Origin of the sequence: Maridesulfovibrio salexigens DSM 2638 (genome assembly GCF_000023445.1) — a bacterium.
Lineage (GTDB): Bacteria > Desulfobacterota > Desulfovibrionia > Desulfovibrionales > Desulfovibrionaceae > Maridesulfovibrio > Maridesulfovibrio salexigens.
This window is the reverse complement of sequence record NC_012881.1, coordinates 2253187-2266151: the sequence shown is the minus strand read 5'-3', so window position 1 is coordinate 2266151 and position 12965 is coordinate 2253187. Positions and strand designations below refer to the sequence as shown.

Annotated in this window: 9 protein-coding genes; 8 read left to right on the top strand and 1 reads right to left on the bottom strand. The window is 44.8% G+C overall.

What is annotated here, in order from left to right; genetic code table 11:
- Nucleotides 1-175: 175 nt before the first annotated feature.
- The 7 genes from DESAL_RS10355 (at nt 176) to DESAL_RS10325 (ending at nt 11142) form a co-directional block, all read left to right on the top strand.
- A complete protein-coding gene (locus DESAL_RS10355; RefSeq protein WP_015851940.1) occupies nt 176-490 on the top strand; it encodes a hypothetical protein in 315 nt (104 codons plus the stop codon).
- Nucleotides 491-795: 305 nt separating this feature from the next.
- On the top strand, nt 796-2103 hold the full coding sequence (gene tig, locus DESAL_RS10350; protein WP_015851939.1) for a trigger factor: 1308 nt from the start codon (nt 796-798) through the stop codon (nt 2101-2103).
- A 255-nt stretch (nt 2104-2358) separates the two neighbouring features.
- The gene (gene clpP / locus DESAL_RS10345) at nt 2359-2967 is read left to right on the top strand and encodes an ATP-dependent Clp endopeptidase proteolytic subunit ClpP (RefSeq protein ID WP_015851938.1); all 609 of its coding nucleotides are present in this window, start codon (nt 2359-2361) and stop codon (nt 2965-2967) included.
- Between the two features lie 6 nt (nt 2968-2973).
- A complete protein-coding gene (gene clpX / locus DESAL_RS10340; RefSeq protein ID WP_015851937.1) occupies nt 2974-4227 on the top strand; it encodes an ATP-dependent Clp protease ATP-binding subunit ClpX in 1254 nt (417 codons plus the stop codon).
- A 401-nt stretch (nt 4228-4628) separates the two neighbouring features.
- Nucleotides 4629-7124 (top strand): ABC transporter substrate binding protein, encoded by a 2496-nt coding sequence (locus DESAL_RS10335; RefSeq protein ID WP_245543736.1) that lies wholly within the window; start codon nt 4629-4631, stop codon nt 7122-7124.
- A 309-nt stretch (nt 7125-7433) separates the two neighbouring features.
- On the top strand, nt 7434-9887 hold the full coding sequence (gene lon / locus DESAL_RS10330; protein WP_015851935.1) for an endopeptidase La: 2454 nt from the start codon (nt 7434-7436) through the stop codon (nt 9885-9887).
- Between the two features lie 115 nt (nt 9888-10002).
- Complete coding sequence (locus tag DESAL_RS10325) at nt 10003-11142, top strand: serine hydrolase domain-containing protein (RefSeq protein ID WP_015851934.1); 1140 nt, start codon at nt 10003-10005, stop codon at nt 11140-11142.
- Here the strand turns inward: DESAL_RS10325 and DESAL_RS10320 are convergent.
- The gene (locus DESAL_RS10320) at nt 11139-11429 is read right to left on the bottom strand and encodes a hypothetical protein (RefSeq protein ID WP_015851933.1); all 291 of its coding nucleotides are present in this window, start codon (nt 11427-11429) and stop codon (nt 11139-11141) included. The two genes, DESAL_RS10325 and DESAL_RS10320, sit on opposite strands and share 4 nt — an antisense overlap.
- A 315-nt stretch (nt 11430-11744) precedes the next feature.
- Here DESAL_RS10320 and DESAL_RS10315 point away from each other — a divergent pair, with 315 nt between their 5' ends.
- On the top strand, nt 11745-12962 hold the full coding sequence (locus DESAL_RS10315; RefSeq protein WP_015851932.1) for an ABC transporter substrate-binding protein: 1218 nt from the start codon (nt 11745-11747) through the stop codon (nt 12960-12962).
- Nucleotides 12963-12965: the final 3 nt, after the last annotated feature.

The following is a 12965-nucleotide window of genomic DNA, read 5'->3' as shown; positions in this document are numbered from 1 at the left end:
CAGTGAATGCACCGTGTAGGTGCTTATTCCACGAGGAAATAAACCATGTCAGTTTTGATATGGTTTATTTTTTTAAAATTTACATTTGACATTGAAAATCGTTTTCAATATCTTGAGTTCAACCAAGAGGGAAAAAGACTTTCAAATAATTTTAAATATATTTCAGGAGAGTAATATGTGCAAACTCGGAAAAGCATGGGAATTGAACAGAGAAGGTATGCAGGCTTGTAACAACGGTGATTTCAGGAAGGCGGAAGATAACTTAAAAGCCGCAATTGGAATGTCGCAATGCAAGTCCAAAAAAATTCACCGGGCAACCCTGCATAACAATCTTGCGGTTGTTTTGCAGATGTCAGGTAAAGTCGATGAGGCTGTTCATGCTTACGACCTCGCCATTGGCTTTCTGAATCCGGACCACAAAGGGCAGGCGGCACTGATTGAGCGTTTTGAATCCAAGCGGGACGCACTCAAACAGAAGCTTGCAGCATAAATTTTAATCAATACGCATCTCCTCCTTGCTTAAGCGGAATCCTGTACCGGGGTTCCGCTTTATTTATTAATGATACGGATTAGAGGGCATCTTGCGGGAATTTAGTGAGAAAAATTCAATTTATCCTCATTATTTGTGAATCAACTCCTTTATGGGGGTTGACTTTGTGGGGAAACTGCCTAAATAATCCCAGTTCTTTTGTTGGAATAATGTGAAAGTCTTCACGTTGACCGACACAAGCTAAAGTACACAACTGTCGTAGCGGTTTGCTCATGGCAGATATATTTTCTAGGAGGATGCCTAAGATGGATTTTAATATTGAAGAAGTTTCAGCGGTAGAGAGAGAGATTAAAGTTTCCGTACCTGCTGAGGAAGTTGGTGCTGCTCTGGATGCAACCGTTGCCCTGTACAAAGTACAGACCCCGGTTAAAGGTTTCAGAAAGGGTAAAGTTCCTGCTTCTGTTATCCAGTCCAAGTACAAAAAACAGATCATCAACGAAGCTACCACTGACCTGATCAACTACCAGATCAACGATATCCTCAACGGCCAGTCCCTCGTTCCCGTTTCTAAAATTGACGTTGACGCTAAGGAACTCGTTCGCGGTGAAGATTTCAGCTACGTAATTAAGTTCGAAATTGTTCCTGAATTCGATACTCCCGGTTACCTCGGTCTTCCCGTTGAAGAAGAGCGTGCTGAAGTTACCGAAGATGAACTCAAGGAAGTTGAAAACAGACTCCTGCAGTCCATGGCTAAAATTGCTCCCATTGAGGACGACCGTCCCGCTAAAGACGGTGAACTCGCTTCCGTAACTTTCTCCGCAGAAATGGACGGCGAGCCCATCCCCGGCGTACAGGCTGATAACTTCGACCTGCCCATCGGTGAAGGTCACTCCCTCGAAGAGTTCGAAGAATTCGTTAAGACCCTGAAAGCTGGTGAGTCCGGTGAAACCGACATCACTTTCCCCGAAGATTTCATCAACTCCGATCTCGCAGGCAAGACTGCAACCATGAAGGTTACTGTTCACGCTGTTAAAGAACGCAAAATGCCCGAACTTACCGACGATGTTGTTAAGCAGGCAGGCGGTTTTGAATCCGTTGAAAAAATGCGTGAGATCGTTAAGCAGTCTTACACTGCAAACCGCAAGCAGCTCAACAAGTCTGCAGCTCAGACCAAGCTGATCAGCGGTATCGTTAAAGAACTCGACTTCCCGCTGCCTCCTTCTCTTATGGAAGACCGTCTGCAGCGCATGGTTGCTGATGTTATCGGTCGCGCAGAGCGCTCCGGTAAGAGCTTTGAGTCTCTCGGCAAATCCATGGAAGAACTCCGTGAAGAACAGCGTCCCGTGGCTGAAGAGTCCGTACGTACTGAAATCTTCCTGCTCAACGTTGCAAAGCGTGAAGAGCTTTCCGTAGAACCTCAGGAAGTGGAAGGCGCTCTCTACCAGATCGCACAGCAGACTCAGCAGGATCTCAGCTCCGTAAAGTCCTACTACGAAGAGAACAACCTCATTGTTCCTCTCAAGGACCGTCTCCTCGCTGACAAGGCTGCCGAGTTCATCTACGAAAACGCAGACGTTACTGAAATCGATCCTGTTAAAAAGGACGACAAGTAATCTCGACCGTTTAAATAAACATGTTAGGCGGCGTGGTTATCTTACCGCGCCGCCTTTTTGATTTTTTTTGAAAACGGGTTGTTAATAATTCTATATGCGGTTAACACGTTGTAGAGTTTGACCCGCCGGATTTGTGCTTGAACTCAAGCATTCAAATGATTAGGATGAATTTTCATATGATTATCCGTACCGGATCGGGCGGTTTTTCATTAATTTCAATTCCCTTTTATAAATAAATATTTCCGGGAGATATAGATGTCTGGAACCATACCTATTGTTGTTGAAACTACAGGGCGCACAGAACGCGCTTACGATATTTATTCCCGTCTTCTCAAGGATAGAATCATCCTGCTCAGCGGCGAAGTTAATGACCATGTTGCCAGCGTAATTTGCGCACAGCTTCTTTTTCTGGAATCAGAAGATCCTGAAAAAGAAATCTATATGTATATCAACTCCCCCGGTGGCGTAGTAACCGCCGGTATGGCTATTTACGATACAATGCAGTATATCTCCGCCCCGGTGGCAACCCTGTGCATGGGACAGGCCGCCAGCATGGGTGCTTTCCTGCTCAGCGCAGGTGAGAAAGGGCAGCGTTACTCCCTGCCGCATAGCCGCATCCTCATCCACCAGCCTTTGGGCGGTGCGCAGGGTCAGGCTACTGACATTGATATTCAGGCCCGTGAAATTTTAAGACTTAGAAAATCCCTCAACTCTATCATGGCCGAAAATACCGGCAGAACTGTAGAAGAGATTGAGAAGGATACGGATCGCGATAACTTCATGTCTGCTCAGGAAGCTGTTGAATACGGCCTGATCGACAAAGTTCTGGAGAATCGCGGAAATATTGAATCCAAGGAAGGTTAATTCCTGATGAGTAATGAAAACCAAGGTTCAGGACAGGACCTTCATTGCTCCTTTTGCTCCAAATCTCAGGATGAGGTGCAGCGTCTGATCGCCGGACCTGATGTTTACATTTGCGACGAGTGTGTTCAGCTTTGTAATAACATCATGGCTCAGGAAGCGGTCGGTGAGGAGTTCGATGCAGGTAAACTCCTGTCCCCACAGGAAATTAAAGAACTGCTTGATGAATATGTAATCGGTCAGGAACATCCTAAGAAGATTCTGGCTGTTGCTGTTCACAATCACTATAAGCGTGTGTATTACACCCAGTCCAGCGGTACTGATGATGTAGAAATCGATAAGAGCAACATTCTGCTGATCGGGCCTACCGGTTCCGGTAAAACCCTGCTGGCTCAGACTCTGGCAAGAGTTCTTAAAGTTCCCTTTGCCATTGCGGATGCCACCACACTGACCGAAGCCGGTTATGTTGGTGAGGATGTTGAAAACATTCTCGTGCAGCTTTTGCAGAACGCTGATTACGACATAGATGCTGCATCCCGCGGAATCATCTATATTGATGAGATCGACAAGATTTCCCGTAAGGGCGACAGTCCTTCTATCACCCGTGATGTTTCCGGTGAAGGTGTACAGCAGGCTCTTCTCAAGATCATTGAAGGAACCGAAGCCAACATTCCTCCCAAGGGCGGCCGTAAGCATCCCCAGCAGGAATTCATCAGGCTCGATACCTCCAATATCCTGTTCATCCTCGGCGGTGCGTTCATCGGTCTGGATACCATTGTGCAGCAGCGCATGTCCGGTTCCGGTATCGGTTTCGGTGCAAAGGTAGAGCAGAAGTCCGATAAAGGCATCAGTGAGCTTTTCGCTAAGGCTGAACCTGCGGATCTGGTCAAATTCGGTCTTATCCCCGAATTTGTCGGTCGCATTCCGGTTCAGACAGCTCTTTCCGAACTGAGCGAGGAAGATCTTGTGCGTATCCTTCAGGAGCCCAAGAACGCATTGGTCAAGCAGTACAAGAAAATGTTCGAGCTTGACGGTGTGCGCCTGACTTTTACTGCCAACGCGCTGAAATCCATTGCGGCTAAAGCTGTTGAGCGTAAAACAGGGGCTCGCGGTCTGCGCAATGTGCTTGAATCCATCATGCTTGATATCATGTACAAGCTTCCCTCCATGAGCGGAGTTAAAGAGTGCGTGATTAACAAAAGCGTTGTTGAAAATGGAATGGAACCCATTCTGTTTTTCCACAATGAAGTGAAAAGCGCATAGCTGAAACTTAGTTTCGCTTTTATGAAGCCTCCGATCCTGCAAGGATCGGAGGCTTTTTGTTTTATCTGGAGTTTTTTTAAGTTTTTATTATGAGAAAGGGTGTTTTTATATTATATGGGATTGGCTTTATCCGAGTAATGGCGTATGAAAAACTTTAAACTAATTTTTATACTTTTCAGGTCGGCCAGTTCATGAAGAAGCTCATAATAATTGTTGCCTTATTTTCTTGGGCGATTTTTTCTTTTTGCCCTGCTGTTTCAGCTGCAAAATCGCATGCTTTGCTTATTAGTTCTTACCATCCCGGTTTTCCTACTTTTTTTGAACAAATTAATGGTCTTAAGTCTATACTTTCCCCGGCAGGAATTCATCTTGATGTAGAATTTATGGATTCTAAGAGGTTCATGAATAAAAAGAATCTTTCCGCTTTCCATAATATGCTTAAAACTAAGCTCACTTCTTTGGATAAATATAACATAGTCGTTACTTCAGATGATAATGCCTTAAATTTTGTTTTAAAAAATAGAAAAGAGTTTTTCCCGGATACCCCGATTGTTTTTTGTGGGGTAAATAATCAGGCTTTGGCTCGCTCTATGGATGATAATGAGAGTGTTACCGGAGTGATAGAGGCTGTCTCGATGCGGGAGAATCTTCAGGGAATCGCTGCCTTAATACCCGGAGTCAAAACTGTATATCTGGTTGTTGATGAAACTCCTAGCGGACAAGCCGATTTGCAGTCAGCAAATAAACTGGGTGTAGAATTTTCGGACATTAAGCTTGTAGAGATTCCCTTAAACAGAATGAACTGGTCGGAAATGAAAGAGGTCCTTGGCCGACTTCCTAACGATAGCGCGGTTCTTCTGCTTTCCGCATACCGGGATAAGGATGGAGTTGCAAAATCTTTTGAAGAGGGATTGCAGGAGATTCTTTCAAGCAGCAGTCGCCCTGTTTTCCATCTTTACGAACATGGCATGGGTAAAGGGCTTATCGGTGGAAAGGTTATTTCTCACTATGAGCAGGGAGTTATCGCAGGACGTATTGCTCTGGATATTTTATCAGGAAAGGCGGTTAAAGATATCCCTGTAGTAGAAGGGGGGGATGCCAATAGATTTATTTTTGACCGGACTGTCCTTGACCGTTTTAAAATCAAGTCTTCCAAGCTACCTGCTAATTCTCTCATTTTAAATGAAAATGAGTCCGTGTGGGGAGTCCATAAAATTGAGATAATTGCAGCTTTTTTTGTTATTGCCGTACTGCTTGTTTTTTCAATCGCTTTATCCATAGCTTATATGAAATTGCGCAATGCCAAGGAAGAGGTAAGGCAAAGCAGGGAACGTTTTGCTCTTGCAATGGCTGCCAATAAGGATGGTGTGTGGGACTGGAATATTAAAACTGACGATGTGTATTACAGCCCCGGCTACAAAGCTATGCTTGGATATGGTGAAAATGAACTGCCTTCGCATGTTGATTCATGGGTAGATCTTATCCACGAAGATGATCGTGTTCATGCTTTTAATGTGAATAGCAAATGTATCAATAATGAAATTGAGAATTTTGAAGTCGAATTTCGGATGCAGGCCAAGGACGGTAAGTGGTTGTGGATTCTTGGGCGTGGTAATGCCGTGGAAAGGGATGAGTCCGGAAAGGCTATAAGAATGATCGGCACTCATACTGATATTACTGAGTTGAAAAATTCACTTGAAGAGATCAAAGACCTTCGCAATCAGCTTAAAAGCATTATCGATTCCATGCCTGTTATTCTGGTCGGCCTGAATGGAGAAGGGCGGGTTACCCGTTGGAACAGGAAGGCTTCGGAAGTGGCAGGAATCAGTGATGAGCAGGCTGTGGGAAGATTGGTCGAAGAGGTGTTTCCCCGACTTTCACCATATATGAAACAGGTTAGGGATTCATTGAGCAGTCAAAAAGTTTGGACAGACCCCAGAGTCTCCCGCAAGCAGGATGGAGATGTCTTCTATGATGACATAATGATCTATCCACTTTCCGCCGGGGATCAGGACGGTGTTGTAGTTCAGATTGAAGATGTTACGGAGCGGGTAAGGCTCGAAGATATGCTGGTCCAGAATGAGAAAATGTTATCTGTCGGCGGGCTTGCAGCAGGCATGGCCCATGAGATTAACAATCCGCTCGGAGTTATTGCACAGGGAGCCCAGAATATTACCAGACGCGTTTTAGGCGATTTGAAGAGCAATAGAAGAGCAGCTGAAGCCAGAAATATTAATCTTGAGGATCTGCATGGTTATATGCATGACCGTGACATACCCAAGATCATTAACGGCATAACAGCTTCAGTGGACCGAGCCGCAAAAATAGTCAGGAATATGCTTAGCTTCAGCCGCAAGAATCAGGATAATTTTAAACAGCATGACCTTTCAGAGTTATTGGATAACACAATTGAGCTTGCGGATAATGAATACAACCTTTCAACTAAGTATGATTTCAAGAAGATCGAAATAATACGAGAGTTTGAAGATGATATTTCCACTGTTTTGTGTGAAGGCAGCGAGATTCAGCAGGTCTTTTTGAATTTGCTAAAAAACAGTGCTCAATCAATGACTTCAAAGAGTTATGATAGCGGGGGACCGACATTTATACTCCGGGCCTATGAAAAGAGAGATTGGGTTAATATTGAAATCGAAGATAACGGACAGGGGATAGATGAGAATGTGCGGAAACGTATCTTCGAACCTTTCTATACCACCAAAAAAGTTGGTGAAGGAACCGGGCTTGGTCTTGCCATCTCATATTTCATTATAGCAGATCTGCATAACGGAAATATGGAAGTATATTCGTCACCGGGAAATTGGACAAAGTTTGTAATTTCTTTGCCGATTCAGCAGTCTGTTTTCGGCCAACCCTGTCCATGCATTTCGGAAAATTAACATTTTAGGACTTATCAGGGTAATCAATCTTAATTTTGCTCCGATACGTGTTGTTGGCATCGCCAGCTGTTTATTTTCATGTATAATGTAATTAATAACGATTTGTCGTTTGACAAAATGGAAGCAGGTATTATTTCATGTTTCTGTATGGTTATAAGTTGTTTTTTGAAAATTAATCGTCGCTGTTATTTGTTTAACTGACGTTCCAACATAACTTTTTTACCTGATTAGGTGTCCATCCTGTGAACGGACGTAGTGTTTGTTCTCGTTTGGTTTAAAGACGTTTCCGGGTTAAAAGCAGGAGGATAAATGTCGTCCACAGAATTTGAAGGTGGCAATACATCCACTGAACAGAATATTCTTCCGATGATGTCACTGCGGGAAGTTGTCATGTTCCCGCGTTCCATTGTGCCTCTTTTTGTCGGTCGGGAGTCTTCAATCAAAGCGATTGAAGAAGCTATAGCCGATTATGATAAAAAGATTTTTCTGGTCACTCAGGAATTCCCAGAGAAAGAAAAACCCGAACCGGAAGATCTTTTCCGGGTAGGGACTGTCAGTAAGATTCTGCAAATGCTCAGACTTCCTGACGGCACAATCAAGGTCCTTTTCGAAGGAATGTACCGTGCCAGCTGGAATCCTGATTCTGATGATGTTGTTTTCGGTGAGAATTTTCCGCTGGTGAATATCGACAGGGTTGATGATCTTCCGGCTGAAGAGCATACAACCGAGGCTCTGGTGCGTTCTGTTCACGAAGCCCTTGAAAAATTTGGCAAAGTGAACAAGAAGATTGCTCCCGAGACTATTCTGGCGATCTCAACTATCCGTACAGCCGGCAAGCTTGCTGATTCAATTATGCCTCACCTTAAGGTGGAGTTTCTTAAGAAGCAGAGCATTCTTGAGATGATTGATCCCATTGAAAGGCTGGAAGCGGTTTATGAGCTTCTGCTCGGTGAAATTGAAATTGTGTCCATTGAAAAACGGGTTAAAAACCGTGTCAAAGGGCAGATGGAAAAGAACCAGCGTGAGTACTATCTCAACGAGCAGCTCAAGGCTATCAACAAGGAAATGGGCCGTGAGGATGATCCTCAGGCTGAAGCCCATGAACTTGAAGAGCAGCTTAATGAAAAGAACATGGAAGAAGAGTCCCGGGAGCGGGTGCGCAAAGAAATTAAAAAATTGCGCCAGATGGCTCCTTCCTCTGCCGAGTATACCGTTGTCCGCAACTATGTGGACTGGGTTATGGAGCTTCCATGGAACAAATACAAAAAGACCAAGCTGGATATAGCCGAAGCACGCAAAATTCTCGATGAAGACCATTATGGTCTTGAGAAACCCAAAGAGCGCATCCTTGAATACATGGCTGTGCAGGCTTTGGTTGAAACCATCAAAGGACCTATCCTTTGTTTTGCGGGCCCTCCCGGTGTTGGTAAAACATCTATTGCCCGCTCCATTGCACGGGCAATGGGTCGCGAATTCGTGCGCCTTTCTCTCGGTGGAGTCCGTGATGAAGCTGAAATCCGCGGTCATCGCCGTACCTATGTCGGTGCGCTTCCGGGTAAGATAATCCAGTCCTTGAGGCGCTGTGAATTCAGTAACCCGGTTATCTGTCTTGATGAAGTGGATAAGATGAGCACTGATTTCAGAGGAGATCCGTCTGCGGCTCTCCTTGAAGTGCTTGATCCGGAGCAGAACGGAACATTCAACGATCACTACCTTGATCTTGACTACGATCTCTCCAAGGTCTTTTTCATCACCACAGCAAACGACCTTCATTCCATCCCGCTGCCTCTTCAGGACAGGATGGAGATAATCAATCTTCCCGGTTATCTCGAAACCGAGAAGATGCATATTGCCAAGGATTTCCTGCTGCCCAAGCAGGTTGGGGAACATGGTCTCAAGGAAGATAACCTTGCCATTTCCGATAATGCCATGATCGATATCATCCGCACTTACACCCGGGAAGCCGGGGTGCGTAACCTTGAGCGTGAGCTTGCCAAGGTTTGTCGTAAGACTGCTATGCAGATTGTGGAATCCGATGACAAGAGCAAAAGTGTTCATGTTACTACAGCTAACTTGAGCAAAATCCTCGGGGTGCACAAATTCCGTTTCGGAGCCAGTGAAGATAAATCTCTGGTCGGTGTATCCACTGGTCTGGCTTACACTCAGGTGGGCGGTGAAATGCTCATGGTTGAAGTCGTGCTTATGCCTGGTAAAGGTAAAGTGGTTATTACCGGTAAGCTCGGTGAAGTCATGCAGGAATCTGCACAGGCCGCACTCTCATATATCCGTTCCCGTTCCGATCTTTTCGGGCTGAAACCGGATTTTCATGAGAAAATTGATATTCACGTGCATGTTCCCGAAGGAGCTACTCCCAAGGATGGCCCCTCAGCCGGTATTACCCTGTGTACTGCTATAGCCTCTGCGTTCCTGAACGTTCCTGTTCGTCATGATCTGGCTATGACCGGGGAAATTACCCTGCGTGGTCGCGTTCTGCCTATCGGTGGTTTAAGGGAAAAGCTGCTCGCTGCTCACAGAGGTCTTTCCAAGACTGTGCTTATCCCCATCGACAACAAGAAGGATCTCAAGGATGTGCCTGATGCAATCCTTAAGGATCTTGAAATTATTCCGGTGGAAAATATGGATGAAGTGCTTAGTTGTGCTTTGGATAACCTCACCGCTGAAGAGCTGTTCCGCGGGCGTGACAGTGCCACTCCCATTGCACTCAACCTGATCAAGGATGAGTATCAGGCTCAGCCGCACTAGGTTTTAGATACAAATTGATTTTGAAAAGGATGTCCCTGCCGGGGCATCCTTTTTTTTATTTGGAACCAAAGACACTGCGATTCCATCTATGCAGGCTTTCATGCTATGATTAAGTATGAGAGATCAATATCGGATATATAAAGGTTGTGAGTTCGCGTGCAAGTTTCGCCGCGCAATAACTGCTGCTTTTATAGTTCTCTTTGTGCTGACGATTTATATATGCTCGGAAGCTTCCGGACATAATGATCTAAATCAGATTTTGCGCGACTCCATTCGGGATTTGAAAATTCCCGGTGCGGTGATGATGGTTGAAACTCCGCAAGGGCAGGTCTGGGCTTTTCGGGCGGGGGTGCGCAGGATCGGAAGCCGTAAGCCTATGGGGAATAATCTTAAATTCCGCATAGGCAGCATTACCAAGACTTTTGTGGCTTCGGTAATTCTCATGCTGGTAAATGAAGGTAAAATCAGCCTTGATACCGAGGTGTCTGAAATATTGCCGGATATAGTGACGGCAGGTAATCCTCTCACCATTCGTCATCTATTGCAGATGCGCAGTTGTCTGGGTAATTTTACAATTGATAAGGATTTCTTGCAGTTGTTCAGGGAGAGGCCGTGGACACATTGGAGTCCGGAACATCTGTTGCAATTCGGACATAAAGATCATTGTAGGGAAGGCAGGGAATTTGAATATAACAATTCAAATTATGTACTTCTGGGCTTGGTCATCGAAAAAGTGACCGGTGAGAATTTTGAAAGTCAGGTGTATCAGCGGATACTCAGGCCACTGAATTTAAAATCGACTACATTTCCCGTAAAAAGTGCCAATATAGCCGAGCCGTTTGCCCGGGGCCATGACTACAACCCCCAGACCGGGAAAATTAAAGATTTGAGTCTGAAGATCAATCCCTCATGGGCATGGTGTTCCGGGAACGGTGTTTCCACAGCTGCTGATATGATGATTTGGATCAAGGCATATTTAAATGGATTCGGGATAAGTTCCGGTCTTCACTCCCAACAAATGGATTTCAGGCCCGTTACTTATGATGGAATATCTTATGGACTCGGCATTATGAGCAAATACACAGCAGTGGGGCATAATGGTAATTTTGCCGGCATCTATACCTCATTGGCTTTTAAATTCCGTGGATATTACTTTGTGATTCTGACAAATGGACAGGCTGAGGGAGGAGGTCGTAAAGCAACCGCAGAGTCTGTTTTCTGGCGCGTAGTAGAGAGGTCGAAGATATTTAATTAGAAGCTGAAGCTGAATCCCAATCCAAGCCCCATAGAGCTGGGAGGTGCGTCAGGCCCGGCATGTAAATCTATGTTCTGGTTATCCAGGCCGAAAATTAACCCTGTTTTCATGTCATCTGTTATGTCTAATCCCGTTACAAAGTCTGTAAATGAGAATTCTTTTTCCATACTTGCGACTGTTTGTTTTTCATTTGGTTTATTTTCTTCAATATACCCGAAGTCAGCAGCAAAGAGGTTGTTAGAGCCGAAGAACAGCAGGGCTGTTGTAACTACTATTGATTTCCACATATTCCACCTTCCCTTTGAGTTGCGGAAATTTTCTCCCCTTGTCGTATGAAATTATACAAAATACGGACCGTTGAATTGTATTTCCAATAATTCAAGAGGATGCTTGAAGCGAAGTGATCTCAAATCTGATCAGCTAGGAAAAATAATCGATTTTTGAAGTTTCGGTTAGACGGTAGAGCCTGACAAAATGTCTTAGATTAAGAGTGAGCGTTTATTCCGCCGAAACAAATTGACACTTCATTTTTCACAAGCTAGCAGTGTTACATATTCCAAATTCATAAAATTAATCGCTAACTAACTATGGAGTATTCTGCTGTGAAGGTTGATAAAAACAGGTATGTGGTGAAGTCTTTTCGAATTGTGATCTGTAGTCTTGCTTTAGTTGCAGGTATGGCCGCTGCATGCATGGCTGACACAAAAATGGTTACAGATATGCGGGGGAAACTGGTTGAAATTCCAGCTTCTCCTAAAAGGGTGATAACTCTTGATGACGGTTTCAGCGCCGGAGTTATGACAGTTTTTGGTGTTCAAGACAGGATCATTGCTTTGGGGTCTCATTGTCCGGTGAAAGTATTTAAGTATTCTTATCCCACTGTTAATGGTGAGGAGTATACTTACATGAACGGTACCAATCCGGTCAGTTTCTTGAATCCGTGGCTTAGGGGGCTTCCCTATATGTCCACCTACGGTAAATCCATCAATTTTGAAGAGCTGGCCAAGCTGCAACCTGATTTGATTTTTCTGCGAGTCGGTTCCTGCTATTCAAAGACTTCCAAAAATAAAAGCGAGGCCTTGAAAAGGCATATCCAAATGATTGAAGCGCTTGGAATTCCGCTGGTTGTGCTCAACGGTCCTCCTGCTTTCTGTTCACCTGATATCAAGAATATCAGCGAAGAAATCCGGGTTGTCGGTGAGGTCTTTGATAAAAACAAGGAAGCATTGAAGCTGTCTCAGTACCTTGAAAGTGTAGTTGATATGGTTCGTGAACGCACGGCAAAGGTAACAGAGGAACAAAGACCTAAAGTTCTCCTGTTCGGTTTAAGTCCCAAAGCACGAGGTGAAGGCGGAGCAGGAACAACGCATGGCAAAGATACTATTGAGTCATATTTCCTAGAGAATATAGTCAAAGCCAGAAATGCCTATGAAGGTGGCGGCAGTTTTTCAGTTGTTAACACCGAGCAGGTCTTCGCTATGGATCCCGATGTTATCGTACTGCCTACTGCATGGGGCTACCATCCTCCCAAGGAACTTTATACCGCTCCTTATTACACCCGTCTTTCCGGCTTGAAAGCGGTGAAGAATCGCAGGGTAGTGGCACTTCCATGGACTCCCTGCAATTGCGCCAAGCGTATTGAATATCCGATTGAAATAATGATTATGGCAAAAGCCTGCCATCCTGAGTTGTTCAAGGATATTAAAATCAGTGAATGGGTTCTCGACTTCTATAAGAACGTTTACGGCGCCGATGAATCTGCTGCCCGGGGATTACGTTCAACCCAGTGGTTGGACTGGACAGTGGAAGAGGGCTGGTAAGCC